We start from the raw sequence: 26589 nt of genomic DNA, 5'->3' as shown, positions 1-26589 counted from the left end.
GCGGGGACCGGCGAGCGGGTGCTCGTCCGGGGGTTCAGCCGCCGAAGGCGTGCGTCGCGGTGACGCCGCCGTCGACGGAGATCTCGGCGCCGTTGATGTAGGCGCTCTCGTCGCTGCCGAGGAAGACGTAGAGCGGTGCCACGTCGCCGGGGTGCCCGACACGACGCAGCGGGACCCGCGACGCGCCGTACTCCATCGCGGCGTCGCCGCCGTGCACGCGGGTCATCGGGGTGTCGATCATGCCGGGGTGCACCGAGTTGACCCGGATGCCCTGCGGGCCGAGCTCCATGGCCGCGCACTTGGTCATCCCGCGGATCGCCCACTTGGTCGCGGCGTACGCCGTGCAGCCGGCCATCCCGGCCAGGCCCTCGACCGAGGAGGCGTTGACGATCGCGCCGCCGCCGTGCTCGCGCATGCTGGGCACCACGGCCTGCATGCCGAGGAAGCAGCCGAGCTGGTTGACCCGGAACAGGGTCTCGACCTCGGAGACCGGCATCGAGTCGATCTGGCCGAAGCGCAGGATCCCGGCGTTGTTCGCGAGCACCGAGACGGCACCGAAGCGACGCTCGGTCTCGTGCACGAGCGCGGTCCACGAGCCGGGGTCGCCGACGTCGTGGCGCACGAAGTGCGCGCCCTCGCCGAGCTCGTCGGCGAGGTCGCGCCCCGCCTCCTCGGCCACGTCGGCGAGCACCACCCGGGCACCCTCCTCGACGTAGGCGCGCGCGATGCCCGCGCCCTGCCCCATCGCCGCGCCGGTGACGATCGCGACCTTGCCGGCCAGCCGGCCCATCAGGCCTCCAGCGCCATGATCGAGTCCGCGGAGAAGCCCCGCGAGAGGTCGCGTCCCTCGAAGTGGGACCCCACCTGCTTGTCGAGGTCCGCGAGGTCCCAGACCGCGCCGCTGCTGTCGAAGCGCTGCTCGACGACGGGGGCCGCGACCAGGGCGACCATCCCGCCGTACACGACGAAGACCTGGCCGGTGATCGACGCGGCGGCCGGCGAGGCGAGGTAGGCGACGACCGGGGCCACGTGGGCGGGTGAGTACGGGTCGATCTCGGCACCGGACTCGTCGGCGCCGAACACCTCCGCGGTCATCGCGGTGCGGGCGCGCGGACAGATCGCGTTGGCCCGCACGCCGATCCGGTCCAGGCCGCGGGCGGTGGACATCGTCAGGGCGACGATGCCGGCCTTGGCCGCGGCGTAGTTGGCCTGGCCGGGCGGACCGGCGAGGAACGCCTCGGAGGCGGTGTTGACGACCCGCCCGTACACCGGCGCCCCGGTCTCCTTGGCCCGCCCGCGCCAGTACGACGCGGCGTTGCGCGAGAGCAGGAAGTGCCCGCGCAGGTGCACGCGGACGATCGCGTCCCACTCCTCGTCGCTCATGTTGAACAGCATCCGGTCGCGGGTCATCCCGGCGTTGTTGACGACCACGTCGAGGGACCCGAAGTCGTCCACCGCCGCGGCGAGCATCGCGTCGGCGGTGCTGCGCTCGGCGACGTCGCCCTCCACGACGCGCACCTGGCCGCCCAGGGCGCGGATCTCCTCCGCGGCCTCGTCGGCGGCACCGGGCAGGTCGTTGAGCACGACCCGGGCCCCGGCGCCGGCCAGGGCGAGGGCCTCGGCGCGGCCGAGGCCGGCTCCGGCGCCGGTGACGACGGCGACCCGGCCGTCGAGGGAGAGTCGTGGGTCGAGCGGGGCGGTTGCGGGCACGTGCTCAGTCCTCCAGGGTGATGGCGGCGCGCGGGCAGGCCGCCGCGGCGCGCTTGACGTGGTCGACGTTCTCCGGCGTGGTCTGCTCGACCTTGAGCTGGAGGAAGTCGTCGTCGTCGAGCTCGAACACCTCGGGGGCCATCGCCTCGCAGAGCCCGTTGGACTCGCACAGGTCGAAGTCGACCTTGATCCTCATCGTGGCGTCTCCTAGCTTCCTTCACTCGAGTGACCGGGGAAAACCTTGGCGCTGGGGTCGATCGCCACCGCGGCGTTGTTGACGGCGGTGGCGGCCTCGCCGAACCCGACGGCGATCAGGCGCACCTTGCCGGGGTAGTCGGTGACGTCGCCGGCGGCGAAGACCCGCGGGAGGTTGGTGCGCATCGAGGGGTCGACGATGACGTGACGCTTGGACACCTCGAGCCCCCAGCCCTGGATCGGGCCGAGGTCGGCGACGAAGCCCAGCGCGGCGACCACGGCCTGCGCGGGGTGGGTGGTGGTCTCGCCGCCGACGACCACGTCGACCTCGGCCACGGTGCCCTCGCCACGCAGCGCACTGACCTCGGCGTTGGTCACGATCCGCACCGAGGACGCGCGCACCTGCTCGACGGTGCGGGCGTGGGCGCGGAAGGCGTCGCGGCGGTGCACCAGCGTCACCGACGACGCGACCGGCTCGAGGTGCAGCGCCCAGTCGAACGCGCTGTCTCCCCCGCCGACGATCACGACGTCGCGCCCGGCGTACGGCGCGAAGCTCGGCACGAAGAACTCCAGGCCGCGGCCCAGCCAGCCCTCGCCGGCCGGGAGCGGACGCGGGGAGAACCGGCCGATGCCGGCGGTGATCAGCACCGCGCCGGCGCGCACCACGGTGCCGTCGTCGAGGCCGACCGTGACGCCGTCGTCGTCGTGCTCGAGGGTCTGGGCGGTGCGCTCGAGGAGGTACTCGGGCTTGGCGGTGTTGGCCTGCTCGACGAGGCCCGCGACCAGGTCGCGCCCCTTGACGGTCGGGAACCCGGCGATGTCGAGGATCTGCTTCTCGGGGTACATCGCGGTCACCTGGCCGCCGAGCTCCGGCAGCGAGTCGACCAGCGCCGTGCGCAGTCCGCGGAACCCCGCGTAGTAGGCGGCGAAGAGGCCGGTCGGGCCGGCGCCGATGATCAGGAGGTCTGTGTCCACGGTCACAACCGCGATCCTTCCCCTCCCCCGGCGCGGCCTCAAGACCCCACGCTGCGGTCCAGACGGCCCATTTCTATAACAGGTTCTACTTTAGCAGACCGGTCCCGGCCTCGTCACGCAGGTGCGGCGTGTGGACGCACCCAGCCCCTACGATCTGCGGGTGAGCGCCCCCCGACCCCCGAGCGTGCCGCCGCCGAGCGTGCACAAGGTCCTCGGCACCCACCCCTCCGCGGTACTGCTGGGCGCCCAGCTCGTCGCGGTGCTCGCCTACCCGTTCCTCGACGGGACCGCGGCGGGGCGGGCGGTGCTCGGGGTCGTGCAGATGGGCGTGGTGACGATCGCGGTGTGGGCGGTGCGCCGTACCCCTGCGCTGAGCTGGGTGGCGATCTTCCTGGGCGCCCCCGCCATGGCGTTCACGGTCGTCGAGGCGATCACGCCGGACACCGGCTGGGTCGTGCTGGTCTCGGCGTTGCTGCACGCGCCGTTCTACTTCTACGTCTCCCACGCGATGGTCCGCTACCTCTTCCACGACGACCGCGTCACCCGCGACGAGCTCTACGCGACCGGGGCGGCGTTCACGGTCGTGGCCTGGGGCTTCGCCTACCTGTACGCCGCGGCGCAGGTGGTGTGGCCGGGCTCGTTCGTCGGAGCCGAGGGCGGGGCCTCGCGGGACTGGTTCGAGCTGCTCTACCTGTCGTTCTCGGTGCTGACCAGCGTCGGGCTCTCCGACGTCGCCCCGGTGGCCGCGCACGCGCGCTCGATCGTGATGGTCGAGATGGTGACCGGCGTGCTCTACGTGGCGCTGGTGGTCGCCCGCCTGGTCGGCCTGACCGTCAACCGCCGGGCGTCCTGACGGCCGACGCCCGGCCGGGGTCCTCCCAGCCGTCCGGGCGCAGCCGCACCGGCAGCCCGGCGACGACGAGGCGGTAGGACTCCTCGAGCGCCGCGACCAGCTCGTCGTCCGGGATCGCGCCGCCGAAGCCCAGGTCGTTCCATCCCCAGCGACCGATGTGGGCCATCACCGCGACGTCGCGCGGGTAGCGGTGCAGCCACTCGTCGGCCTCCTCGCGGGTGCGCGCCGACTTGACCCCCACCGCGCCGGTGCGCAGGAACGCGAAGATCTTGCCGCGCTCCCCCGGCCCCACCTTCACGACCGGGTGCTCGTGGTCCCAGGGGTTGTCCGCCCAGGCACCGGGGAACGCGAGGGCGCGCGCGGTCATCGTCTCCACGTCCATCCCGGCATCGTGGCAGCCGCCGCCGGCCCTGTCACCGGCCTGTCACCGGCCTGTCACCGGGTGGGCCGTCAGGCGGTGGCGCCAGCCTGGAGCGCGGCCCGGTCGACCACCCGCCGGGTGCGGACCCGGTAGCGCAGGATCTGCACGATCCCCACGGTCCACAAGACGTACTGGCTGGCCATCGCCCAGCGGAACGCCTCCTGGGTGTAGGCCGATCCCTCCGGCGTGCGCCAGTCCAGCACCAGCCCGATCACCACCACGAGCAGCAGCGTGGCGTAGAAGCCGGCCTGGTTGATCACGCCGGTCGCGCTGCTCTGGCGCTGCGGCGGGTTGGAGGTCCGTCCGATGTCGAAGCCGATCACCGAGGCGGGCCCGCCGACGCCGGTGACCACCACGAGGAGCACCAGCACCCCGAACGGCGCCTCCCCGGGCCAGGCCAGGACGACCGTCCAGACCGTGACGATGGCCGCCAGGATCGTGAGCACCATGGTGGAGCGGTGCCACGGGTGGCGACCGACGAGCCAGCCGAGCACCGGCCCGGCTGCCATCACAGCGACCACCATGATCGTCAGGAGCAGCCCCGCCTCGGCGGACGTACGGCCCTCGCCGCGCACGAAGAACGGGTAGCCCCACAGCATGCTCAGCACGTTGGCGCTGAACGGCGTGCTGAAGTGGATCCAGAAGCCCAGCCGGGTGCCGGGGTGGCGCCAGGACTCGGCCAGCCCGCGCCCGAGGTCGCGCACGTCCAGGCGCCCCGCGGGCGCGGCCCGGCCCTGCGGGGAGTCGCGGACCAGCAGGAACGCCGCGAGGCCGACGACGAGTCCGAGGCCGGCGGCGACGGCGTACGCGCGGGTCCAGCCCAGTGTGCCGAGCGCCCAGGTCATCGGCGCCGCGGCGACGATCGCGCCGAGCTGGCCGAGCATGCCGGTGAGCTGGGTGAACAGCGGGACCCGGCGCGGCGGGAACCACGAGACGACCAGCCGCAGCACGCAGATGAAGACCATCGCGTCGCCGGAGCCGACCAGCACCCGGGCCAGGACGGCGAGCGGGTAGCTCTCCGCCACGGCGAAGAGCAGCTGGCCCAGCGTCATCAGGCTCAGCCCGGTGAGGAGCACCCGGCGCGGGCCGACCCGGTCGACCGCGAGGCCCACCGGGATCTGCATCAGCGCGTAGACCAGCAGCTGGAGCATCGTGAACGTCGCCAGCTGCGAGGCGGAGATGTCGAAGCGCTCGCTGGCGGCCAGGCCGGCCACGGCCAGCGACGAGCGGTGGAAGACCGCGAGCACGTAGACGAGAAGTCCCGTGACCCAGACGGCGACGGCCTTCCCGACCCAGGGCTCGGGACGGTCGCTCACCCCACGGAGTGTAGGAGCCTCAGTCCAAGCAGAACTCGTTGCCCTCGGGGTCCGCGAGCACCAGGTGGCCGGCCGCCATCGGAGGCGCGGGCTCGTGCCGTTCCAGGCGGCGTGCCCCGAGGCCGACGAGGCGCTCGGCCTCGGCCTCGAGCGCGGCCATCCGCTCGTCTCCCGTCAGGCCCGGCGCGGCCCGGACGTCGAGGTGGAGCCGGTTCTTCACCGCCTTCGGCTCCGGGACCCGCTGGAAGAACAGCCGGGGCCCACGACCGGCGGGGTCCTCACTGGCCGAGGCGCTGTTGCGCTGCTCGGGCGCCAGGCTCGCGGAGAAGTCGTCCCACGAGCCGAAGCCGGGTGGCGGTGGGGGCAGCTGGTCGCCGAGCACGGCGTTCCAGAAGAGGGAGAGCGCCCGCGGATCGGCGCAGTCGACGGTCACCTGGATCTCACGTCCTTCGCTCATGACCCGAACCTAGACCCCGGCACGGACAGGCCACCTAGGATTGTGCGGTGAGCAACGACGACCCGTGGTCCGGGTTCAGCCTGGATCCTCGACTGCCGCAGCACGCCGTACTGCGTGCCTCGGACACCGACCGCAGCGTCGTGCAGCAGCTGCTCGGCCAGGCCTACGCCGACGGCCGCCTGGACCGCGACGAGCTCGACGAGCGCAGCGCCGCGGCGGACGCGCTCAAGACCTACGGCGAGATCCCGGCGCTCGTCGTCGACCTGGTGCCGGTCACCCTCACCACCACGGGGTCCGGCCTGCCGGTGCCGCTCAACCAGGCCGACGTACGCCGTGAGGCCGAGCGCCGCTACGCCGCGGAGCGGCGCTCCGCGGTCCTCGGCTTCATCGGCCCCACGCTGATCTGCTGGGCGATCTGGGTCGCGACCTCGTTCGGCAGCGGCGGGTTCGACCCCTACTTCCCCTGGCCGCTGATCGTGATGGCGGTGACGCTGGTCAACCTGCTGCGCACCGCCGTCGGGAGCCGTGAGCGGATCGAGGAGCACGTGCGCCGCATCGAGCGCCAGCGCGCCAAGGCCCTGAAGCGCCAGCGGAAGATCCTGCCGCCCGGCTTCTGAGCCAGGCCCCGCGCGAGGCCGGTGCTACTTGGTGGCCTCGATCATCTGGCGCAGCTCCTTCTTGAGCTCGGAGATCTCGTCGCGCAGCCGCGCCGCCACCTCGAACTGCAGCTCGGCCGCGGCGTTCTTCATCTGGTCGGTCAGGTCCTGGACCAGCTGGGCGAGGTCGGCGCTCGGCATGCCGGCCAGGTCGGCGGCGTGCTTGCCGGCGTCCGCGCCCAGCGCCGGGACCGGCTGCTTGGCCTTGACGCCGCCGGCGCGGCCCTTGGCCTCGGTGCCGGCCCAGGTCTCCAGCAGCGCCTGGGTGTTCTCGTCCTCGCGGGCGAGCATGTCGGTGATGTCGGCGATCTTCTTGCGCAGCGGCGTCGGGTCGATGCCGTGGGCGGTGTTGTAGGCGACCTGCTTCTCGCGACGCCGGTTGGTCTCCTCGATGGCCTTCTCCATGGACGGCGTCATCTTGTCGGCGTACATGTGCACCTGGCCGGAGACGTTGCGCGCCGCGCGCCCGATCGTCTGGATCAGCGACTTGTCCGAGCGCAGGAACCCCTCCTTGTCGGCGTCGAGGATCGCGACCAGGGAGACCTCGGGCAGGTCGAGGCCCTCGCGCAGCAGGTTGATGCCGACCAGGACGTCGTACTGGCCCAGGCGCAGGTCGCGGAGCAGCTCGATGCGCTTGAGGGTGTCGACCTCGGAGTGCAGGTAGCGGGTGCGGATGCCGGCGTCGAGGAGGTAGTCGGTGAGGTCCTCGGACATCTTCTTGGTCAGCGTGGTGACCAGGACCCGCTCGTTGCGCTCGGTGCGCAGCCGGATCTCGTGGATCAGGTCGTCGATCTGGCCCTTGGTCGGCTTGAGCACGACCTCGGGGTCGATCAGGCCGGTGGGGCGGATGATCTGCTCGACGGTGTCGCCGCCGACCTTGTCGAGCTCGTAGTCGCCCGGGGTCGCGGAGAGGTAGATCGTCTGGCCGATCCGCTCGAGGAACTCCTCCCAGCGCAGCGGCCGGTTGTCCATCGCGCTGGGCAACCGGAAGCCGTGATCGACCAGGTTGCGCTTGCGCGACATGTCGCCCTCGTACATGCCGCCGATCTGCGGGACCGCGACGTGGGACTCGTCGACGACCAGCAGGAAGTCCTCGGGGAAGTAGTCGAGCAGCGTGTTGGGGGCGCTGCCGGGCGCCCGGCCGTCCATGTGCATCGAGTAGTTCTCGATGCCCGAGCACGACCCGACCTGACGCATCATCTCGATGTCGTAGGTGGTGCGCATCCGCAGCCGCTGGGCCTCCAGCAGCTTGCCCTCGCGCTCGAAGCGGGCCAGCTGCTGCTCGAGCTCGGCCTCGATGCCGGCGATCGCGCGCTCCATGCGCTCGGGGCCGGCGATGTAGTGCGAGGCCGGGAAGACGTAGAGCTCCTCGTCCTCGGTGAGCACCTCTCCGGTGACGGCGTGCAGCGTCATCAGCCGCTCGACCTCGTCGCCGAAGAACTCGATGCGCACGGCGTGCTCCTCATAGACCGGGAAGATCTCGAGGGTGTCGCCGCGGACCCGGAAGGTGCCGCGGGTGAAGGACATGTCGTTGCGGGTGTACTGGATCTCGACGAGGCGGCGCAGGATCGAGTCGCGGTCGTGCTCCTCGCCGACCCGCAGGCGCAGCATCCGGTCGACGTACTCCTGCGGGGTGCCGAGGCCGTAGATGCAGGAGACCGTGGAGACCACGATGACGTCGCGGCGGGTCAGCAGCGAGTTGGTCGCGCTGTGGCGCAGCCGCTCGACCTCCTCGTTGATGGAGGAGTCCTTCTCGATGTAGGTGTCGGTCTGCGGGACGTAGGCCTCGGGCTGGTAGTAGTCGTAGTAGCTGACGAAGTACTCGACCGCGTTGTCGGGGAACAGCTGGCGCAGCTCGTTGGCGAACTGCGCGGCGAGGGTCTTGTTGGGCTGGAGCACCAGCACCGGGCGCTGGACCTGCTCGGCCACCCAGGCCACCGTCGCGGTCTTGCCGGTGCCGGTGGCACCGAGGAGCACGACGTCCTGGACGCCGGCATTGACCCGCTTGGTGATCTCCGCGATCGCCGACGGCTGGTCGCCGGAGGGTGAGTAGTCCGAGACGACCTTGAAGGGCGCCACGCGGCGTTCGAGATCGGTGACCGGTCGCATGACACCGAGCCTAGACGCGGCCCCCGACAACCGGGGACGCGCGCTTCGCGGCGGCGTTGACTAGGTTGGCTCCCGTGACGAGTCCCACCCCGCGCAACGACCACCTGCTGATGATCCTGCGCAGGACGCTGGCCGGACTCATCGCCACCCCGTTCATGCTCGCGATCGCGATGTCGCTGGTCGACTCCTACCGGCGCCGCGGCAAGAAGCCGAAGCCGTTCCCGGTCACCCCGCCGCGCACCGTCGACATCGGCGACGGCACCGTCACCACCTACACCTACGGTGCGGACCTCTACGCCGACATGCTCTCCGCCATCGAGGGCGCGCAGCGCCAGGTGCTGTTCGAGACCTACCTGTGGAAGGGCGACGAGGTCGGCGAGCGGTTCAAGCAGGCGCTGGCCGACGCGGCGGCCCGCGGCGTGGAGGTCTACTGCATCTACGACGGCTTCGGGAACCTCGTGGTCTCCCCCCGCTTCAAGCACTTCCCCCGCCGGATGAAGGTCCTGCGCTTCCCGTCGTACGCCGCGGGCTGGCGCTTCTTCGACGTCACCCGCTACGGCCGCGACCACCGCAAGATCCTCGTCGTCGACGACTCCGAGGCGTTCGTGGGCGGCTACAACATCGGCTCGGCGTACGAGACCGAGTGGCGCGACACCCACATCCGGATCACCGGGCCGGCCGTGTGGGACCTCAAGCGGGCCTTCGCGGACTTCTGGAACCTCAACCGCCGCCGGCGGCTGCGCTCCAGCGAGCAGCCGCTGCTGCTGGACACCGGCTCCACCTGGGAGCCGCAGATCCGGATCCACCGCAACGTGCCGCGGCTGTGGATGTTCCCGATCCGCAACCTCTACATCGAGGCGATCAACCGCTCCTACCGGCGGGTCTGGCTGACCACGGCGTACTTCCTGCCCGACCAGGACTTCGTCGACACCCTCAAGGCCGCGGCCCGGCGCGGGGCGGACGTGCGGGTGCTGGTGCCGCTGAAGTCCAACCACGTGGTGGCCGACTGGATCTCGCGCGGCTACTACAGCCAGCTCCTCGACGCCGGCGTGCGGATCTTCCGCTACCGCGACGCGATGGTGCACGCCAAGACGATGACCATCGACGGCAGCTGGAGCACGGTCGGCACCGCGAACATCGACCGGCTCAGCCTCCAGGGCAACTACGAGATCAACGTCGAGATCTTCGACGAGGGCCTGGCCCGGACGCTGGAGGAGATCTTCGAGGTCGACCAGTCGCACTCCCTCGAGCTGACCGCCGGCGAGTGGGCCGCGCGCGACCTGCACCGCAAGTTCACCGAGAACGTGCTCGCCCCGCTACGCCCGCTGCTCTGAGGGTCGCTGTCACGGGTCCCGCCGACCAGCGAGGACGACCGTCAGGCGACACCGTTGATCTCGTCGACGGCACCCTGCACGTCGCCGAGGTTGTAGTGGTCGACGGCGACGAAGTTGGGGATCTGGCCGCGTTCGCGCCAGCACTTCTCCAGCCGCGGCAGCAGCACGTCCTCCGCATTCACCCGCTGCGCGTTGGCGACCCGCGTCGTGAAGTTGCTGAGCCAGTGGTTGACCAGGAACAGCGGTGCGACCGCGCGCCCGCGGAACAGCTCGCAGCTGAAGTCCTTCGGGCTCTCGAAGGAGTACGGCGTGTCCTGGGACCAGACGGTGCCGTCGAGGATCCAGGGGTACTCGTCCCCGCCGCTGGTGTTCTCGTGCAGCACGAGCACCCGTTTGCCGGAGTCGATCATCTCCGCCAGCGTCGGCCACGGCTTCCCGCGCTCGGGGGTGTGGACGAAGGGCAGCAGGCCGGCGTCCTCGAAGACCGCCGCGGTGTCCTCAGGGCTGACCTCGTCCTGGATGAAGAACGTGACCACCTCGCGCGGGTTGGCCTCGAGCCACTCCTCGACCTCGCCCATCAGGGGCGTCCACGCCGTCGAGCCGAGCTCGCACAGCGCGTGGCACAGGTAGGGCTCCGGCGGGCCGGTCGGGTCCAGCGACAGCGCCGAGCGGACCCGCAGTGCGGACTGGACCACGGCCTCGCCGTACGTCTCCTCCGCCTCCTCCAGCGCGCTGGAACGGTTCTCCTCGGCGGTGGCCACCACGCCCTCGCGGTCGGTCGTCTGGCCGTACCAGGAGTCGATGAGGAACACCCGGACGCCGTCCTCGAGCTGGCCCATCACCCCGGTGGGCTGCTCGCCGAGGAACCAGCCGCTCTCGTCGACCGCCGACATCGAGTTGTGCGTGGCGACCTGGGCGATCTCGTTGAAGCGCCGGTCGCAGAGATCGACGTGGCCGTTGCACCCGCGGTCGTCGACGCGCGAGACGGGGTACGGCGACTGCGTGGGCCAGCCACCGAGGAGCAGGGTGCCCGCCACGAGGCCCACCACGAGCGCGGCCGCGGTGCCGCGCAGCAGCGTGCGGTAGGCGTGCCCGGGCCGCGGCGCGACCCTCTCCAGGTAGGTGACGAGCGCACGCCCGACCTCCACGAGACCGGCCAGCGCGACCACCAGCCCGAGCCCGACCAGCAGCGCGGCGAACACCTGGAGCGGGCGCACCGCGAGCAGCACGCCGACGGTGAGGAGCGCCGCGCCACGCAGGGCGGTCACCCGCGGCGTCGCCGTGCCGATCGCGAGCTCGCGTCCGCGGGCGGCGAGGGAGGCCGGGGACTGCCGGGCCTCCGGTGCGGCCACCAGCGAGGCCAGCAGCCCGAGCGCACCCACCACCGCCGTGGTGCGCCACAACGGATCGTCGAGCTCGTCCCAGATCGCGAGGGTCAGCGCCCCGGAGAGGTCGTCGCCGGCGACGGCGGCCAGGACCACGCCGGTCACGACGTTGGCCACGACGAGCACCGCGACCACCACCAGGGCGCCCGTCCCGACCGCCCGCAGCGCGGAGTCCCAGGTGCGCCGGCGCAGCAACCCGGCGCCGGCCAGCAGCAGCACGCCGACCAGCGGCAGCAGCCACGAGAGCAGCGAGACCACCTGGGCGGTCTCGATCAGCTCGGAGGTCAGCTGTTGCCCGCCGATCTCCGCGAGGGTGACCTCGAGGTCGTCGGGGATCCTGGCGCCGACGTCGGGGGCGATCTCGCGCAGCGCCGCGACCAGCACCGCGGCCACGTCGGCGATGCGCAGGACGACCTGGTCCTGGTCGTTGGAGACCATCGCGTCGTGGAGCGGCTCCAGCACCGAGCGGACGACGGGCCCGAGGGCGTCGCTGGCGATCACGGTGGACGCGGTGCTCTCCACCAGGGGGCGCAGGGCCACGAGCTCGGGGTCGATCTCGAGGATCCGGTCGGTGAGCCGGACCGCGAGCTGGTGCGCGACCTCGGGGTCCGCTCGCACCGCGTCGGCGTGCGCGGCGAAGGCGCCGCCGTCGGCGACCTCCCGGTTCAGGACCCCGGCGAGGATGCCGAGGACCAGGCACAGCACACCGAGGACGCTCAGCACCCTGGCCGTCCAGCGCGGCACCCGCCGGCGGGTGGTCGTGCCGGGGCGGCGCGAGACGTCCTCGGCTGCCTCCATCCTGGAGAGCCTAGCGGCGCGGTGCCCTCAGCGGCGGGTCACGCGGGCCGGCAGATGGGTGCGCGGCGCCATCCGCGGGCCGTGCCGGGGACGCCGCAGGCCCGCGACCGCGAGCAGCAGCGGCACCCGGCCGCGGTGCGGTCGCCAAGGTTCGAGGAACGCCTCGAGCTCGGCGTCGTCGAAGGGCCTCCCGGTCAGCGCCCACCCGACGTCCTTGGGCACGTGGTAGTCGCCGAACGACACCGCGTCGGGGTCGCCGTGGGCGCGCTGGCGCACCTCGGCGCTGGTCCAGACCCCGAACCCCGGCAGCGAGCGCAGCCGCCGGTCCACCTCGTCGCCGGGCAGCCCGACGGTGCGTTCGAGGGAGTCCGCGACCCGAGCGGCGGTCACCACCGCGCGGGAGCGGGCGCCGTCGACGTGCATCTGCAGCCAGGCCCACGACGGCACGAGACGCAGCGTCGCGGCGTCGGGCTGGAGCCGCAGCCGCCGGTCCGCGCCCGGGCCGGGGGCGGGCTCGCCGTAGCGCTGCACCAGCATCCGGAAGCCCGCGAACGCCTCCTGCCCGGTCACCTTCTGCTCCAGCACCGCGGGGACCACCGCCTCCAGCACGAGGCCGGTGCGCCCCAGGCGCAGGTGCGGGTGGCGTCGCCACGCCTCGGCCAGCACCGGGTGCCGCGGCTCGAACCCGCGCCAGTCGTCGCTGTCGCCGAGCAGGTCGGGGACGGAGGCGAGCGCCCAGTCGGCGCCCGGGCCCCACGCCCTCGCCTCGATCGCGCCGAGGTCGTTGCGGGCGTGCAGGACGAGCGTCGCCGGCCCCTCCGGCGTGCGGATGCCGCGCCAGTGCCGTCCGGCCTCGTCGACCTGGTAGGTCGGGTCCCCCGGCCCGCGGCGCAGCGCACGCATGGTGTGCGGCGTCGCCGGCCACGCCGGGCGCCACACCCGCAGGCGGGCGGAGGAGGTGCTCACCCCTCGACGCTAACCCCGCGCACCGACAGCCGCCGAACCCGCCGCGGTCTCGACCGGCTCGTCCAGCGAGAGGGCCACGCGACCGACGGGGCCCAGTCGATCTGGAACCTGTTCTAGTCTGCGGCCATGACGCTGCAGATCTCCGATGACCGACGGGTGCGCACGATCGTGCTGGACCGTCCCGAGGCCCTCAACGCCTTCGACGAGGCGCTGTACGACGCGACGGCCGAGGCGCTGCTCGCCGCGGCCGAGGACCCCGGGGTGGCGGTGGTGCTGCTGACCGGTGCGGGGCGCGCGTTCAGCGCAGGGACCGACCTGCGCGAGATGCACGCGCGCACCACCGACCCCGGCTTCGTGCCGGGCAAGCACGGGTTCGTCGGGCTCCTGGACACGCTGGTCGACTTCCCGAAGCCGCTCGTCTGCGCGGTCAACGGGATCGGCCTGGGCATCGGGGCCACGATCCTGGGGTTCGCCGACCTCGCGTTCATGGCGAGCACCGCGCGGCTGAAGTGCCCGTTCACCTCGCTCGGGGTGGCACCGGAGGCAGCGTCGTCCTACCTGCTCCCTCGCCTCGTCGGGCGCCAGGACGCCGCGTGGATGCTGATGTCCTCGGAGTGGATCGACGCCACCCAGGCGCTCGAGATGGGCCTGGTGTGGCGGGTCTGCGAGCCCGAGGACCTGCTGGCGGAGGCGACCCGGCACGCCGCGGTGCTCGCAGCGCGTCCGATCTCGAGCCTGATGGCCGTCAAGCGGACGATGAGCGCCCCGCTGCGCGCCGAGATCGACGCCGCGCGGGTGCGCGAGAACGCCGCGTTCGCCGAGCTGATGGGCGGCCCGGCCAACTTCGAGGCGCTGAGCGCGTTCGCCGAGGGGCGCGAGCCCGACTTCACCGGGCTGCCTCCCGGCTGGTGACCCGCGGGTGCGGGCCCCCGCCGGGAGGCGGCGCGGCTGCGGGCGTCAGGCGGCCGCGACGTACGGGAACAGCTGGCGCAGCAGGTCGGTGATCGTGACGACCCCGACCACGTGGCCCTCCTCCTCGACGAGGACGAGGTGGCTGCTGTCGCGCCGCATCCGGGCGAGCGCGTCGTACACCGTCGTCGTCCCGGCGAGCCGGGCGACCGGGTGGACCAGCGCCTCGACGGAGGTGTCCGCCTCGAGGGCGAGCGTGTCGCGCACGTGGACCGCGCCGGTCACCCGGCCGTCCGCGTCGGCCACCAGGATCCGCAGGTGGCCCGAGGCCCGCGACGCGGCCACCACGTCGGCCGCCGTCCCCGAGCGGGGCACGGAGACGACCCGCGCGCGGCGCACGATGTCGGCCAGCGTCATCGTCTCGAGCTCGAGGGCCCCGAAGAGCTGCGCGGTGTAGCTCGCGTCGAGCGCACCGACGTTGGCCGAGTGCTCGACCAGCTCACGCAGGGCGGCGGGGTCCTGACCGCTGGACACGCTGTCGGTGGCGTCCACGCCGACCCGGCGCAGGCACCAGTTCGCGGACTCGTTGAGCGCGTGCAGCAGCGGGCGGGTGAGCCACATGAAGGCGCGCATCGGGAGCGCCAGCATGATCGCCGAGCGCTCGGGGTGCGCGATCGCCCACGACTTCGGCGCCATCTCGCCGACGACGAGGTGCAGGAAGGTGACGATCACCAGCGCCAGCACGAAGCCGGCCACGTCGGCGAGCCAGAGCGCGAGGCCCCAGTCCTCGAAGAGCGGCGTGAGCCAGTGGTGCACTGCCGGCTTGGTGATCGCGCCCAGCGCGAGGGCGCAGACCGTGATGCCCAGCTGGGACCCGGCCAGGAGCAGCGTCAGCTCCGAGGAGCTGCGCAGCGCCGCGCGCGCGGAGCGGCTGGTCGTGGCGGACTCCTCGATGCGGTGGCGCCGAGCCGCGATCAGCGCGAACTCCACGGCGACGAAGAACGCGCTCAGCGCGATGATGGCGACGGTGGCGGTGACGACCACCCAGGGGTTCTCCATCAGGACCGGCCCTCCTCGAGGACGGCGTCGGTGGCCAGCGTCAGCCGGACCGATGCAGGGATGTGGTCCTCGACCTCGAGGACCTCGAAGGTGGCCAGGACCGGCTGGGGGTCCTCGCTGTCGGCGTAGGTGCTGGGGTCGAGCGGGAGCTCGACGGTGATCACGTCGCCCACGTCCGGGAAGCGGCCGAGGTGGTCGATGAGCAGGCCCGCGACGGTCTCGTAGTCGCCCTCGGGCAGGTCGTGCTCGATGGCCCGCTCGACCTCGTCGATGTGCCGGCTGCCGGCCAGGGTCCAGGAGGACGAGGAGGCGTCGGCGGCGAGGTCCACGGCCAGCAGCCGCTCGGCCTGGAGGTCGTGCTCGTCGGTGATCTCGCCGACCAGCTCCTCGGCCAGGTCCTCGACGGTGATCACGCCGTCGAACCCGCCGTGCTCGTCGAGCACGCAGGCGAGCTGGTTGCGGGTGCGCGCGAGCTCGCGCACGGCGTCGGGGAGCCGCATCGCGGTCGGCAGCATCAGCGGGTCGCGGGCCAGGTCCCCGGCGCGGCTCTGCTCGGCGTCGCCGGTGAACTCCAGGACGTCGATGAGGTGCACGACGCCGACGACGCGGTCGTCCTCGTCGAGCACCGGGTAGCGGGAGTGGCCGCCTGCCATCGTCGCGCGCAGCTCGGCGATGCTCATGTCGCCCTCGACGGTGTCGACGTGCACGCGCGGGATCATGGCGTGGGCGACGTTCTGCTCCGGGAAGTCCAGCACCCGGTCCAGGAGCATGGACAGCTCCTCGGGCAGGTCGCCCGCGGCACGGGACTCGGCGACGATGTGCTCGAGGTCGCGCGCCGTCGCGGAGTGCTCGACGTCGTGGACCGGCTCGATGCGCAGCGCGCGCAGCAGCAGGTTCGAGGACTGGTCGAAGACCCAGATCAGCCAGCCGAGCAGCTTGAGGTAGATCAGCGTGGAGGCGGCGAGGGCCCGGGCGACGGGCTCGGGGCGGGCGATCGCGAGGTTCTTCGGGAAGAGCTCGCCGAAGACCATCTGCACGCCGGTCGAGAGCAGCAGCGCCAGCACGGTGCCGATCACGACACCGACGCCCGTCGGTACGCCGACGCCGCCGAGCAGCTCACCGATCGCGGAGCCGACCAGCGGCTCGGCGACGTACCCCACGAGCAGGGCGGTGACGGTGATGCCCAGCTGGGCGCCGGACAGCATGAACGACGTGCGTCCGGTGACCTGGAGGGCGCGCCGGGCGAGGGCGTCGCCGGCGCTGGCACGGGCCTTCAGCCGGGAGCGGTCGACCGCCATGTAGGCGAACTCCTGGGCGACGAAGTACCCGGTGAAGGCGGTGATCACGAGGATCACGAGGATGCCGAGCAGGAGGGAGAGGACCGGTGTCATCGGCCGGCCCCCTCACGCTGCGGATGGTGGGAGGGGACCATGGGGCCGAACCGGCCCGGATGTTGAACGTCCATGGCTCATTCTGTCGAGGGGATCTGTCATGACTCCCAACGACCGAGCCGACCGCTGGGTTCCCGCCTCTCGCGACGTCACGTCACGTCACGTCACGTCACGGGGATCGTCGCGGGCCCCGTGCCCTCAGCCCCACGGGCGCCACTCGCGCGGCGGGTCCTCCCCGGTGCGGCCGTCCACGGCCTCGCGCAGCAGGTCGGCGTGCCCGGTGTGGCGGCCGTACTCCTCGATCAGGTCGCACACCAGGCGACGCAGCGTCACGACCCGCCCGACCTGTTCGCCGAGGTGGGCGGGCTGGTCCAGGCCGTCCTGGGCGACCGCTGCTGCGAGCAGGTGCCGCGAGCGCGCCACCGCCGCGTCGTAGCGGGCGTAGAGGTCCGCCGGGGCGTCGTCCGCGGCGCTGCGGAAGTCCCAGTCGGGGTCGGCGTCCCAGTCGTGGGAGTCCCAGGGCTCGCCGGGCGAGTCACCGAACATCTTCCACGGCACGTGGGTCGACTCGACCGCAGCGAGGTGCTTGAGCAGCCCGCCGAGGGTGAGCGCGGACGCGCCGACGCCGGTCGCGAGGCCGGCGCTGTCGAGGCCGTCGGCCTTCCAGCGGAACGTCGTCCGCAGGCGCTCGAGCGCGGCGAGGAGCTGCTCGGCCTCGCTGCCGGCGTACGGCGGCTCCCAGGGCGGGGGCTGGTCAGTGGGGGTCATGACGGCTCCTGGCTGTGGAGGAGGACGGCGAGGTCTCGTTCGGCGTACTGGCGGTGCCACCACTCCTCGTTGATCACGATGTCGAGGGCGTGGGTGACGGGTACCTGGTGACCCGCCGGCGGCCACCCGGGGCCGTCGGGGACGGTGCGGACCTCGGTGAGCCGGTCGTCGCTGAGCCCGTCGAGGGCCTCGCGGACCAGTCCCTGACCCGAGCGCCGCATCGCCAGCACCTCCTCGAGGCCGGGGTCGCGCGTCGCGGTCGGAGGGGACGCCGGGCGTCGGCGGCATCTGCTCCCAGGGCAGCGAGAGCGGGTGCCAGGGGTCGGGGACGCCCTGCAGCACTCGGCCGATCCAGCTCTCGGTGGCGAAGACGAGGTGGCGCAGGGTGTCGGTGAAGGACCACTCGCCGGCGACCCGCTCGTGCAGCTGCGCCGGATCGAGGCGGCGGGCGCGGGTGACGGTGTCGGCCCACAGCTGCTCCAGCACCGTGAACGCCTCGTGGTAGCCGGCCACCGTGGTGGGCCGCAGCCGGGTGCGCTCGGGGTGGCGCCGGTCCAGCTCGGCCTCGACGAGCGGCACCACGTCGACGCCGTTGACCTCGAGGCGGCCGAAGTCGCCGGTGATCTCCAGCGCCTCGGCCTCCACGCCGATGAAGCGCGTGCCGCTCAGGTCGACGTCGCGGATCGTCACCCCGCGCAGCTGCTCCTCGTCCACTTCCTCGGCCATTTCCCGACCGTAGACCCGGGAGCCGTCATCCGTCTCGGTGCCGGCGGGTGGTTTCGCGGAGGTCAGCAACTGCTGGGCAAGGCACCGACCCCGGGCGACCCGCGCGACCCCCGGCGAGAGGGGCTACTCCTCGCCCGCCCGCCACTTCCGTTCGGCCTTGGCGATCGTGTCCTCGACGATGGCGTTGACCCGCGAGCCCATCGGCCAGCCGGCGTAGTGGCACAGCAGGATGACGATCTCGCGCAGCTCGGTCTCGTCGAGCTCGCCGGCGGCGTACGCCGCGGGGATCTGGATGGTCAGCACGTCCTGGCCGCCGGAGCCGGCCAGCAGACCGATCAGCACCAGCCGGCGGTCGCGATCGGAGAGGCCGGGGCGGTTCCAGATGTCGGCGAAGAGGTGGTCGGCGGTGTAGCGGAAGAAGTCGCCGTCGCCGTCGCTCATGTCGAAGCCGTAGACCTGCTCCATCCGCTCCAGCCCGCGTCGGCGGGTCTCCGGGAGGTCGTCGAACTTGTCCGTGGTCACAGTCCCAGCCCCTTCGCGAGGTCGGCGCGCGCCCGGCGCGCCAGCGGTACGTCGACGCCGAGCTCGTCGGCGAGGTCGAGGGCGAAGCCGAGGTCCTTGTCCCCCAGCGCCGCCACGTGGCTCATCACGCCGTGCCAGAAGTCGTCCGGCTCGATCGGCGCGGTGGTCCCGCGCAGCATGATCGCCCCGGGCCCGCCGGTGACCGCGTCGGTGTGGCGCACCACGTCGCCGAGGTCCTTCAGCGACAGCCCGGAGGCCTCCGCGAGCCGCATCGCCTCGGCGGCGGCCGCGAAGGAGACGAAGTGCATCAGGTTGCGGGCGAGCTTGAAGCGCGTCCCCGCCCCCACCGGGCCCGCGTGCACCACCCGCGAGCCCATCGCCTCCAGGGCCGGCCGCGCCGCGGCGTACGCCTCCTCGGCGCCGCCGACCATGATCGCCAGCGTGCCGTCGGCCGCGCCCATGGGACCGCCGCTGACCGGCGCGTCCAGCACGTGTACGCCGTGGGGCGCGGCGGTCGCCGCGAGCTCCGCGGGCGTCTGCGGGGCCACGGTGGAGTGCACCACCACGGTCCGCGGTCCGGCCCCGGCCGCCAGCACCTGCGCGAGCACGTCGCGCACCTGCGCGTCGTCGCGCACCATCACGCACACCACGTCCACGCTGCGCGCGAGCTCGCCCACGCCGCCGGCCACCTTCGCGCCCGCGGCGGCGAGCTCGGCGACCGGCTCCGGGGCCACGTCGAAGACCACCAGCTCGCACCCGGAGCCGGCGAGGCGCAGCGCCATCGGGCGCCCGATGTTCCCCAGCCCGACGAACCCGACCACCGGCGCCCGCCCGCCCGCCCGCTCGGCAGGCATCTGCCCGGACTCCTGCTCAGGCACGGAAGGTCTGCCCGCCGTCGACGGCCAGGATCTGGCCGGTCACCCAGGATGCCTCGTCGGAGAGCAGGAAGACGCACGCGCCGACCATGTCCTCCGGCTGGCCCATCCGCTTGATCGCGAGCCCCTTGACCAGGTCCTTCGCCGCGTCGCCGGCCTGGGCGCGGGTGGCGGCGGTGTCGGTGGGGCCGGGGGCGATCGCGTTGACCCGGACGCCCATCCCGCCGAGCTCGTGGGCGAGCTGCTGGGTGAGGCCGTTGACCCCGACCTTGGCCAGGCCGTAGAAGCCGGAGTAGAGGTAGGCGGCCGTCGAGCTCTGGTTGACGATCGACCCGCCTCCGCCCCGACGCAGGTGCGGGTAGAGCGCGCGGGTCATCACCAGCGCGCCGTCCATGTTCACCGACATGAACCGCTTGTAGTAGTCCCAGTCCACGCTGATCAGCAGGTCGAACTGCATGTCGCCGTAGATCGCGGCGTTGTTGACCAGCCCGTCGATGCCGCCGAGCTCGGCGACGGTGCGCTCCGCGAGCGCCGCCGCGGACTCGTGGGAGGAGACGTCGGTGCGCACGAAGATCGCGCGTCCGCCGTTCTCCTCGATCCCGGCGGCGACCTTCTCCCCCGCCTCCTCGTGGAGATCGGCGACCACGACCGCGGCGCCCTCCGCGGCGATCGCGCGGGCATAGGCCTCGCCGATCCCCTGCGCGGCGCCGGTGACGACGACGACCTTGTCCTGCAGACGCATGGTGTTCCTCTCGAGCGGTGGTGAGGGGTCGGGGCGGTGCTCAGGCCGGGAAGGCGAGGGTCTTGGTCTCGAGGTACTCCTCGAAGCCGGCGACGCCCATCTCCCGGCCGATGCCGGACTGCTTGTAGCCGCCGAACGGCGCGTCCGGGCTGAACCAGACCCCGCCGTTGACGGCCAGGGTGCCGGTGCGGATCCGGGCCGCCACGGCGCTCGCGCGCTCCAGCGAGGCGGAGTCGACGGAGCCGGAGAGTCCGTAGGCGGAGTCGTTGGCGATGCGCACCGCGTCGTCGTCGCCGTCGTGGGCGAGGACGACCAGCACGGGGCCGAAGATCTCCTCCTGCGCGAGGCGCGAGGAGTTGTCGAGGCCGGCGACGACGGTGGGTTCGACCCAGTGGCCGGGCCGGTCGAGCACGGACCCGCCGGTCGCGAAACGCCCGCCCTCCTGCTCGGCCAGGCGCAGGTAGCCCTCGACCCGGTCGCGCTGGGCGGCCGAGATGACCGGCCCGCAGATGGCGCCGGGGTCCGCGGGGTCCTTGACGCCGATCGACTCCATCGTGGCCGCGGCGACCTGCACCGCCTCCTCGTACCGGTCCCGCGGAACGACCAGGCGGGTGGTGATCGCGCACCCCTGGCCCGCGTGGATGCAGGCGGTGAACGCCGTCGCCCCCGCGACCGCCGCGATGTCGGCGTCGTCCAGGGCGATCGCGGCGGACTTGCCGCCGAGCTCGAGGAAGACCTTCTTCAGCGTCGGCGCGGCGGCGGCCATGATCGCCCGCCCGGTCGCGGTGGAGCCGGTGAAGGACACCATGTCGACGCGCGGGTCGGTGCTCAGCACCGAGGCCACCTCGTTGGAGCGCGGGGTGACGACGTTGAAGACGCCCGGCGGCATGTCGGTGTGCTCGGCGACCAGCCGGCCCAGCTCCGCGGCCAGCCACGGGGTGTCCGGCGCCGGCTTGAGCACCACCGTGCAGCCGGCGGCCAGCGCGGGTCCGACCTTGGCGAGGTTGATCTGGGTCGGGACGTTCCAGGGTGTGATCGCGGCGACCACGCCCACCGGCTCGCGCCGCACCGTGCGCCGCGAGGCGATCCCCATGGGCCGTGCGACCCCGAGGTCGGTCTCGAACTCGTAGCCCTCGAGCAGGTCGGTCACCCACGCCAGGCCGGCGACCGGCACGTCGAACCCGGCGGCGCCCATCATGAAGCCGGGCATGCCGACCTCGGCGGTGGTGAGCGCCGTGAACGCCTCCGCGTTGTCGAGCAGGGCCGCGTGCAGCTGGCGCAGGCAGCGCACCCGCAGCGCGACGTCGTTGGCCCACACCCCCTCGTCGAAGGCCCGCCGGGCGGCACCGATCGCGGCGTCGACGTCGGCGGCGGTGGAGTCGGGCGCGTGCCCGATCTCCTCGCCGGTCGCCGGGTTGTGGATCGGGTACGTCGTGCCGTCCGAGGCCCCGGAGAGCTTGCCGTCGACCAGCTGCTGGGCGGGCGGGGTGCTGAGCGTGCTCACGCGGACGGCCCCGCGGCCGGCGGCTGTGCCGACTTCTCGGCGAGGTAGCGCCCCGCCTCGACCGGCGGCGGCCAGACGGTGGAGGGCAGGTCGGCGTGGCGGTAGTGCCCGGGCACCTCCAGGCCGGTGACCTTCATCCGCTCGGTCAGCGTCTCCGGCGCCTTGCCCGACTTGAGGATCTCGATGAAGGTGTGCGCGGTCGAGGGCATGTCGAACCAGTCGCGCTGCCAGGCGATCTTGACCAGCCCGTCGTCGGGGCCGCCCTGCTGGCGCTCGACGCCGAACCAGCTGCCGCCGAGGCCGCGGATCTCGAACTCCTCGCCGGTACGGTCGTCGACGATGCCGGAGCGCTGCTTCCAGAAGCCGACGATCATCCCCTTGCGCTCGTCCATCACCGCGCACTGGTAGTCGTAGCGCCAGCCGTCGAAGCCGTCCATCTCGATGCCGATCGCCCAGTCGCGGATCTGCTCGCGCCCGACGGCCATGAAGTGCTCGTCGACGGAGTACATCCAGCCGTAGCTCGCGTCCAGGGCGAACGAGTCGGCCAGCACCCGCCAGTCGGCGGTCCGCTCGGCCTCCCGGTTCACCTCCAGCCAGGACTCCCAGAACTCCTCGATCTCGGCACGGGTCAGCTCACTCATCGTTCTCCTCCTCCAGCGCCAGCGCCATCGCTGGGCAGTACCTGACGGCGGCCGCGACCTGCGGGCGCTCGGACTCCGCGGGATGCTCCTGGAGCACCGTGACCAGGTCGGCGGCCTCGTCGAAGCCGAAGACCGCCGGCGCCTCGCCCTGGCACATCCGGTGGGCCTGGCACAGGTCCAGGTCGGCGCGGACCCTCACCGGACACTCACCGCACACTCACCGCACACTCACCGGGCGCGCCCGCGCTCACGGCGCCGGTAGCGCACCCGGCACGGCTGCTCGAGCTGGATCACCATCTTGGAGACGTCGTCGCGGTAGTCCTCGCTCGGCTGCGCCATCTCGAACTCGTAGTCGCGCAGGACCACCGAGAAGATCGCCTTCAGCTGCATCATCGCGAAGGCCGAGCCCACGCAGCGGTGCTTGCCGGCGCCGAACGGGATCCAGGTCCAGCGGTTGACCAGGTCCTCCTGGCGCGGGTCCAGGTAGCGCTCGGGGTCGAAGCGCTCGGGGTCGGGGAAGTCGGTGCCGATCCGGTTGGACACCTTCGGTGAGGCCGCGACGGTGGCCCCGGCCGGGATGGTGTGCCCGGCGAGCTCGATCTCCTCGCGGACCACGCGCATCAGGATGATCAGCGGTGGGTGCAGCCGCAGCGTCTCCTTCAGCGCCGCCTCCAGGCGCGGGATCGAGCGGAGCGCCTGGAAGGAGACCTCGGAGCCGTCGGCGTACAGCTCGTCGAGCTCGGCGACGACGCCGGCCATCACCTCGGGGTGGCGCAGCAGCTCGATCAGCGCCCAGGCGGCGGTGCCGGAGCTGGTGTGGTGCCCGGCGAACATCATCGAGATGAAGATCCCGGTGATGTAGTCGGCGTCCATCCCGACCGCGATCAGCACGTCGAGGAGGTCGCGTTCCTCCCGAGGCACGGTGCCGCGCTCGACGCGCTTGTCGATGATGCCCTGCACCAGCGCGACCAGCTGCTCGCGGGCGGCGTCGCGGACCCGGAAGGACTCGATGTCGGCGTACGGGTCGACGTAGGCCAGCGCGTCGGTACCGCGCTCGAGGTCGTGGTAGTGGTGGGCGAAGCGGGCGTCGAGCTCCTCGCGGAACGGCGTGCCGATCAGGCAGGCCGAGGTGGTGTAGATGGTCAGCTCGGCGAACCAGTCCAGCAGGTCGATCTCGCCCTCGTCGCCCCACTCGGCGACCATCCGGGTGATCTCGGCCTCGATGGTGGCGGCGTGCCCGCGCATCATGTCCCCGCGCAGCGCCTGGTTCTTCAGCATCTGCTGGCGCTCCTCCGGGGAGGCGTCGAAGACGACGCCCTTGCCGAAGATCGGGGTCATGAAGGGGTACGCCGCGGCCTGGTCGAGGGTCTGGTCGGGGGCCCGGAAGAACTGCTCGTTGGCCTCCGCCCCGCTGACCAGGACCACGTCGCGGTCGGCCAGTCGGAACCGGCCGATGTCGCCGCACTCGTCGCGGACCCGCTGGAGCAGCCCGATCGGGTCGACGCGGAGCTCGGCGAGGTGTCCCCAGTCGGGGGCCCCGGTCTCGTCGGGCAGGACGCGGGACACCTCCGGGACGCCCTCGATCCCGGGCGTGGTGGTCGTGCTCATCGGGCCTCCCCCGTGGACGGCGGGTCGCTCAGCGGCGCCTCGGGCGACACCTCGACCAGGTTGATGTGGACGCCGCGGGGCGCGGCGACGACGGTGGTGATGGCCTCGGCGATGGCGACCGGCTTGAGGAAGTGGGAGTGGCGGGCCAGCCCGAACGCGGTCCACGCGTTGAGCACCTTGGCGCCCTCGTCGGGGTCCCAGTCGGTGCCCATCTCGCTCCAGGTCGGGCCGGGGCGCACGATCGAGGTGCGGACGCCGGTGCCCTCCAGCTCCATCTGCATGGCGTGGGCAAGGCCCTCCAGGCCCCACTTGCCGGCGGCGTAGGCGGCCATGTGCGGGCGGGGCCGGACCGCGACGTCGCTGGAGACGACCACGACGTCGCCGCGGCGGCGCTCGACCATGCCGGGCACGAAGGCGCGGATCATCCGGTGCGCGCCGACGACGTTGACGTCCAGCTCGCCGGCGATCCGCTCGGAGCTGACCTCGTGGATGGTGCCGGGTGCCAGCGACCCGGCGTTGCTGATGAGCACCTCGACGTCGCCGAGCGCGGCCGTCGTGGCCTTCGCGAACGCCTCGACCGAGTCGTCGTCGGTGACGTCGAGGGGGTGCACGAACGCCTCGCCGCCGCCGGCGCGGATCTGCTCCGCGAGGTCCTCGCAGCGCTCGCTGCGCCGCGCGCCGAGCGCGACCGGGTGGCCGGCCGCGGCCAGCGTCAGGGCGGTCGCGGCACCGATGCCGGAGGACGCGCCGGTGACGACCACGGGCCGTCGCGCCGGGCGGTGGTACCTCTCTCGCCCGCTCATCGGGGCTCCAGCCGCACCGGGACCGAGGCGAAGCCGCGGACGTTGACCGAGTGGACCCTGCGGCTGGCCTCGTGGTCGACCTCGACGCGGCGTACGGCGCGCACCAGCTCGCGCAGCGCGATCTGGGCCTCCAGCCGGGCGAGGTTGGCGCCGAGGCAGAAGTGCCGTCCGCCGCCGAAGCTCAGCAGCTGGGCGACCTCGGCCTTGTCGCGGAACAGGTCGAAGCGGTCCGGGTCGGCGAACACCCGGTCGTCGCGGTTGGCCGAGCCGAGCACCAGCAGCAGCTTGGCGCCGGCGGGGGCGGTGCGCCCGTGCAGCGTGACGTCGGCGAGCAGGTGGCGCGCGACCATCTGGCTCGAGGTGTCGTAGCGCAGCGTCTCCTCGATCCACGGCGAGATCAGCTCCTCGCCGCGGGCGGCGTCGGTGAAGACCGCCGCCTCCTGCTCGGGGTGCCGGGTGAGGTGGAAGAGCGCGTGGCCGAGCAGCTTGGTGGTGGTCTCGTTGCCCGCGACGACCATCAGGAAGAGGAACGCGATGATCTCCTCGTCGTTCAGCCGGTCGCCGTCGACCCGTGCGGCGATCAGCGCGCTGGTGAGGTCGTCGGTCGGTCGGCGGCGGCGCTGCTCGACCATCTCGGCGTAGTAGGCGACCAGGTGCAGGCTCGCCTCCATGCCCTCCTGGGGCACGTCGTAGGTGCCGGGCTCGCGGTGCACGACGAGGTCGGCGAGGCGGCGCAGCTCGGCGCGGTCGGCCTCCGGCACCCCCATCATCTCGGAGATGACGTCCATCGGGAGGCGGCCGGCGAAGTCGTGGATCCAGTCGATGCCCTCGCCGGCGCGGGCCCGCTCCAGGCACCGGCCGAGGTGGAGCGCGGTGAGCCGCTCGATCTGCGGGGTGAGCTCGGTGACCCGGCGCGGGCTGAACCCCTTGGAGACCAGCGAGCGCAGCCGGGTCTGGCGCGGCGGGTCCATGCCGAGGAACGACATCACCCGATGCGCGTCGGGGCCCCACGCCGACCTGTCGATGGAGACGCCCATCGCGTTGGAGTAGACCCCCTCGGTGCGCACCGCGTGCTGGACGTCGGCGTGCCGGGTCAGCACCCACAGGTCGAGGTCGGGGTTGTGGTGCAGCGGGTCCTCGTCGCGACACCGCCGGTAGACCGGGTAGGGGTCGGCCTGGAAGGCGTAGTCGTAGGGGTCGAAGACGATCGGCCCGGAGACCGTCGCGGCGTCCTCGGTGAGGGTGCTCATCCGGTGTGCCCCTTCATGATCACGGCGACGACCGCGTCGAGGCGGTCGGCCAGCTCGGCGTAGGTCATCAGTCCCATCCCGGCCTGGAGGAGCGCTCCGGAGAACGACAGGGTGAGGGTCTCGAGCACCGCCTCGTCGACCGGTACGTCGTCCGCCGGCGCCAGGGCGGCACGGAAGCGACGCACGAGCTCGCCGCCGATGCGCAGCCGCAGCCGGTCCACGTCGGTGTCGGTGCCGAGCAGCGCCGGTGTGACGGCGGCAGCCAGCTCGGGGGCGGCCGCCAGCCGCTCGGAGAGCCGCCGGGTGACCGCGCGGAGCCGCGCGACGACGTCGGGCTCCCCGGCCACCGCAGCGTCCACGGGGTCCTCGGCGAGGTAGCGCCAGAACAGCTCGGCGAACAGGTGGTGCTTGGAGGCCAGGTAGGTGTACGCCGTGGCCGGCGAGACCCCCGCGCGGGCGGCGACGGTGCGGATGGTGAGCGCGTCGGCGCCGACGGCGCGCAGCTCCTCGGCGCCGGCCGCGAGGAGCCGCTCGACGGTCTCGGACTGCCGCGGGTTCACCCCGCGCCGGGTGATGTTGGACACCTGACTGGACACGTGTCCAAGCTAGAACGTGT

The 26589-nt window shown here is 72.7% G+C and carries 27 protein-coding genes; 4 read left to right on the top strand and 23 right to left on the bottom strand.

The features are described from left to right. Window positions 1-34 precede the first annotated feature (34 nt). From HOQ23_RS05530 to HOQ23_RS05515, 4 genes are read right to left on the bottom strand one after another with little or no spacing between them, the layout of a single operon-like run. Window positions 35-790, bottom strand: a complete 756-nt coding sequence (locus HOQ23_RS05530; protein WP_172212625.1) for a glucose 1-dehydrogenase — start codon at window positions 788-790, stop codon at window positions 35-37. Beyond that, the gene (locus HOQ23_RS05525; protein WP_172212623.1) at window positions 790-1710 is read right to left on the bottom strand and encodes a 3-oxoacyl-ACP reductase; all 921 of its coding nucleotides are present in this window, start codon (window positions 1708-1710) and stop codon (window positions 790-792) included. The genes HOQ23_RS05530 and HOQ23_RS05525 overlap by 1 nt, the downstream gene beginning before the upstream one ends. Window positions 1711-1714: 4 nt before the next feature. After that, window positions 1715-1906, bottom strand: coding sequence for a ferredoxin (locus tag HOQ23_RS05520; protein WP_172212621.1), 192 nt, complete (start codon window positions 1904-1906; stop codon window positions 1715-1717). Window positions 1907-1917: 11 nt separating this feature from the next. Next, window positions 1918-2886 (bottom strand): NAD(P)/FAD-dependent oxidoreductase, encoded by a 969-nt coding sequence (locus tag HOQ23_RS05515; protein WP_172212619.1) that lies wholly within the window; start codon window positions 2884-2886, stop codon window positions 1918-1920. Window positions 2887-3040: 154 nt separating this feature from the next. Here HOQ23_RS05515 and HOQ23_RS05510 point away from each other — a divergent pair, with 154 nt between their 5' ends. Beyond that, window positions 3041-3733, top strand: coding sequence for an ion channel (locus HOQ23_RS05510; RefSeq protein ID WP_367650385.1), 693 nt, complete (start codon window positions 3041-3043; stop codon window positions 3731-3733). Here HOQ23_RS05510 and HOQ23_RS05505 read toward each other — a convergent pair. From HOQ23_RS05505 to HOQ23_RS05495, 3 genes are all read right to left on the bottom strand, one after another. Then, the gene (locus HOQ23_RS05505; protein WP_172212617.1) at window positions 3714-4115 is read right to left on the bottom strand and encodes an MmcQ/YjbR family DNA-binding protein; all 402 of its coding nucleotides are present in this window, start codon (window positions 4113-4115) and stop codon (window positions 3714-3716) included. The two genes, HOQ23_RS05510 and HOQ23_RS05505, sit on opposite strands and share 20 nt — an antisense overlap. 68 nt (window positions 4116-4183) lie before the next feature. Next, a complete protein-coding gene (locus tag HOQ23_RS05500) occupies window positions 4184-5470 on the bottom strand; it encodes an MFS transporter (protein ID WP_172212615.1) in 1287 nt (428 codons plus the stop codon). A gap of 19 nt (window positions 5471-5489) precedes the next feature. After that, complete coding sequence (locus HOQ23_RS05495; RefSeq protein ID WP_172212613.1) at window positions 5490-5927, bottom strand: VOC family protein; 438 nt, start codon at window positions 5925-5927, stop codon at window positions 5490-5492. A gap of 47 nt (window positions 5928-5974) precedes the next feature. Between HOQ23_RS05495 and HOQ23_RS05490 the strand changes: the two genes are divergently transcribed. Then, window positions 5975-6544, top strand: a complete 570-nt coding sequence (locus HOQ23_RS05490) for a DUF1707 domain-containing protein (protein WP_172212611.1) — start codon at window positions 5975-5977, stop codon at window positions 6542-6544. Between the two features lie 24 nt (window positions 6545-6568). On the opposite strand, the gene uvrB is transcribed toward HOQ23_RS05490, so the two are convergent. Continuing rightward, window positions 6569-8692, bottom strand: coding sequence for an excinuclease ABC subunit UvrB (gene uvrB / locus HOQ23_RS05485; RefSeq protein ID WP_172212609.1), 2124 nt, complete (start codon window positions 8690-8692; stop codon window positions 6569-6571). A 74-nt stretch (window positions 8693-8766) separates the two neighbouring features. Between uvrB and HOQ23_RS05480 the strand changes: the two genes are divergently transcribed. Next, window positions 8767-10026: a phosphatidylserine/phosphatidylglycerophosphate/cardiolipin synthase family protein gene (locus tag HOQ23_RS05480; RefSeq protein WP_367650384.1), complete on the top strand. Its 1260-nt coding sequence runs from the start codon at window positions 8767-8769 to the stop codon at window positions 10024-10026. A gap of 41 nt (window positions 10027-10067) precedes the next feature. Here HOQ23_RS05480 and HOQ23_RS05475 read toward each other — a convergent pair whose 3' ends face one another. Together HOQ23_RS05475 and HOQ23_RS05470 are read right to left on the bottom strand one after the other, a co-directional pair. Then, a complete protein-coding gene (locus HOQ23_RS05475) occupies window positions 10068-12209 on the bottom strand; it encodes a hypothetical protein (protein WP_216653738.1) in 2142 nt (713 codons plus the stop codon). A gap of 27 nt (window positions 12210-12236) precedes the next feature. Next, a complete protein-coding gene (locus HOQ23_RS05470; protein ID WP_367650383.1) occupies window positions 12237-13175 on the bottom strand; it encodes a DNA-3-methyladenine glycosylase in 939 nt (312 codons plus the stop codon). A 126-nt stretch (window positions 13176-13301) separates the two neighbouring features. Here HOQ23_RS05470 and HOQ23_RS05465 point away from each other — a divergent pair, with 126 nt between their 5' ends. After that, a complete protein-coding gene (locus HOQ23_RS05465; protein WP_172212607.1) occupies window positions 13302-14087 on the top strand; it encodes an enoyl-CoA hydratase/isomerase family protein in 786 nt (261 codons plus the stop codon). A 45-nt stretch (window positions 14088-14132) separates the two neighbouring features. On the opposite strand, the gene HOQ23_RS05460 is transcribed toward HOQ23_RS05465, so the two are convergent. The 13 genes from HOQ23_RS05460 to HOQ23_RS05395 form a co-directional block, all read right to left on the bottom strand. Next, window positions 14133-15143, bottom strand: a complete 1011-nt coding sequence (locus HOQ23_RS05460) for a hemolysin family protein (protein WP_172212605.1) — start codon at window positions 15141-15143, stop codon at window positions 14133-14135. Beyond that, the gene (locus HOQ23_RS05455; RefSeq protein WP_172212603.1) at window positions 15143-16534 is read right to left on the bottom strand and encodes a hemolysin family protein; all 1392 of its coding nucleotides are present in this window, start codon (window positions 16532-16534) and stop codon (window positions 15143-15145) included. The genes HOQ23_RS05460 and HOQ23_RS05455 overlap by 1 nt, the downstream gene beginning before the upstream one ends. Window positions 16535-16732: 198 nt before the next feature. Then, on the bottom strand, window positions 16733-18028 hold the full coding sequence (locus HOQ23_RS20790) for a DUF664 domain-containing protein (RefSeq protein WP_253945225.1): 1296 nt from the start codon (window positions 18026-18028) through the stop codon (window positions 16733-16735). 123 nt (window positions 18029-18151) lie between these two features. Further along, a complete protein-coding gene (locus HOQ23_RS05440) occupies window positions 18152-18550 on the bottom strand; it encodes a carboxymuconolactone decarboxylase family protein (protein WP_367650382.1) in 399 nt (132 codons plus the stop codon). Then, window positions 18547-19428, bottom strand: coding sequence for an NAD(P)-dependent oxidoreductase (locus HOQ23_RS05435; protein WP_367650381.1), 882 nt, complete (start codon window positions 19426-19428; stop codon window positions 18547-18549). Before HOQ23_RS05435 ends, HOQ23_RS05440 begins: the two co-directional genes overlap by 4 nt. After that, entirely contained in the window at window positions 19421-20167 is a 747-nt protein-coding gene (locus HOQ23_RS05430) for an SDR family oxidoreductase (protein WP_172212599.1), read from the bottom strand. The genes HOQ23_RS05435 and HOQ23_RS05430 overlap by 8 nt, the downstream gene beginning before the upstream one ends. Before the next feature lie 40 nt (window positions 20168-20207). Then, window positions 20208-21671 (bottom strand): aldehyde dehydrogenase, encoded by a 1464-nt coding sequence (locus HOQ23_RS05425; RefSeq protein WP_172212597.1) that lies wholly within the window; start codon window positions 21669-21671, stop codon window positions 20208-20210. After that, a complete protein-coding gene (locus tag HOQ23_RS05420; protein WP_172212595.1) occupies window positions 21668-22312 on the bottom strand; it encodes a nuclear transport factor 2 family protein in 645 nt (214 codons plus the stop codon). The genes HOQ23_RS05425 and HOQ23_RS05420 overlap by 4 nt, the downstream gene beginning before the upstream one ends. After that, window positions 22305-22511 (bottom strand): ferredoxin, encoded by a 207-nt coding sequence (locus HOQ23_RS05415; protein ID WP_172212593.1) that lies wholly within the window; start codon window positions 22509-22511, stop codon window positions 22305-22307. The genes HOQ23_RS05420 and HOQ23_RS05415 overlap by 8 nt, the downstream gene beginning before the upstream one ends. A 29-nt stretch (window positions 22512-22540) precedes the next feature. Next, window positions 22541-23920, bottom strand: a complete 1380-nt coding sequence (locus HOQ23_RS05410) for a cytochrome P450 (protein ID WP_172212591.1) — start codon at window positions 23918-23920, stop codon at window positions 22541-22543. After that, window positions 23917-24723, bottom strand: a complete 807-nt coding sequence (locus HOQ23_RS05405) for an SDR family oxidoreductase (protein ID WP_172212589.1) — start codon at window positions 24721-24723, stop codon at window positions 23917-23919. Before HOQ23_RS05405 ends, HOQ23_RS05410 begins: the two co-directional genes overlap by 4 nt. Next, on the bottom strand, window positions 24720-25973 hold the full coding sequence (locus tag HOQ23_RS05400) for a cytochrome P450 (protein ID WP_172212587.1): 1254 nt from the start codon (window positions 25971-25973) through the stop codon (window positions 24720-24722). The genes HOQ23_RS05405 and HOQ23_RS05400 overlap by 4 nt, the downstream gene beginning before the upstream one ends. Further along, window positions 25970-26569: a TetR/AcrR family transcriptional regulator gene (locus tag HOQ23_RS05395; protein WP_172212585.1), complete on the bottom strand. Its 600-nt coding sequence runs from the start codon at window positions 26567-26569 to the stop codon at window positions 25970-25972. Before HOQ23_RS05395 ends, HOQ23_RS05400 begins: the two co-directional genes overlap by 4 nt. Window positions 26570-26589 lie beyond the last annotated feature (20 nt).

Origin of the sequence: Nocardioides sp. zg-DK7169, from assembly GCF_013155365.1 — a bacterium.
Taxonomy (GTDB): Bacteria; Actinomycetota; Actinomycetes; order Propionibacteriales; family Nocardioidaceae; genus Nocardioides.
This window is presented reverse-complemented; position numbering and strand designations above follow the sequence as displayed.

Bases quoted from the DNA above. Each gene is read 5' to 3' on its own strand.
- HOQ23_RS05530 (WP_172212625.1), bottom strand. From the start codon at position 790: ATGGGCCGGCTGGCCGGCAAGGTCGCGATCGTCACCGGCGCGGCGATG.
- HOQ23_RS05520 (WP_172212621.1), bottom strand. From the start codon at position 1,906: ATGAGGATCAAGGTCGACTTCGACCTGTGCGAGTCCAACGGGCTCTGC.
- HOQ23_RS05505 (WP_172212617.1), bottom strand. From the start codon at position 4,115: ATGGACGTGGAGACGATGACCGCGCGCGCCCTCGCGTTCCCCGGTGCC.
- HOQ23_RS05495 (WP_172212613.1), bottom strand. From the start codon at position 5,927: ATGAGCGAAGGACGTGAGATCCAGGTGACCGTCGACTGCGCCGATCCG.
- uvrB (WP_172212609.1), bottom strand. From the start codon at position 8,692: ATGCGACCGGTCACCGATCTCGAACGCCGCGTGGCGCCCTTCAAGGTC.
- HOQ23_RS05475 (WP_216653738.1), bottom strand. From the start codon at position 12,209: ATGGAGGCAGCCGAGGACGTCTCGCGCCGCCCCGGCACGACCACCCGC.
- HOQ23_RS05465 (WP_172212607.1), top strand. From the start codon at position 13,302: ATGACGCTGCAGATCTCCGATGACCGACGGGTGCGCACGATCGTGCTG.
- HOQ23_RS05460 (WP_172212605.1), bottom strand. From the start codon at position 15,143: ATGGAGAACCCCTGGGTGGTCGTCACCGCCACCGTCGCCATCATCGCG.
- HOQ23_RS05455 (WP_172212603.1), bottom strand. From the start codon at position 16,534: ATGACACCGGTCCTCTCCCTCCTGCTCGGCATCCTCGTGATCCTCGTG.
- HOQ23_RS20790 (WP_253945225.1), bottom strand. From the start codon at position 18,028: ATGGCCGAGGAAGTGGACGAGGAGCAGCTGCGCGGGGTGACGATCCGC.
- HOQ23_RS05430 (WP_172212599.1), bottom strand. From the start codon at position 20,167: ATGCGTCTGCAGGACAAGGTCGTCGTCGTCACCGGCGCCGCGCAGGGG.
- HOQ23_RS05420 (WP_172212595.1), bottom strand. From the start codon at position 22,312: ATGAGTGAGCTGACCCGTGCCGAGATCGAGGAGTTCTGGGAGTCCTGG.
- HOQ23_RS05410 (WP_172212591.1), bottom strand. From the start codon at position 23,920: ATGAGCACGACCACCACGCCCGGGATCGAGGGCGTCCCGGAGGTGTCC.
- HOQ23_RS05405 (WP_172212589.1), bottom strand. From the start codon at position 24,723: ATGAGCGGGCGAGAGAGGTACCACCGCCCGGCGCGACGGCCCGTGGTC.
- HOQ23_RS05400 (WP_172212587.1), bottom strand. From the start codon at position 25,973: ATGAGCACCCTCACCGAGGACGCCGCGACGGTCTCCGGGCCGATCGTC.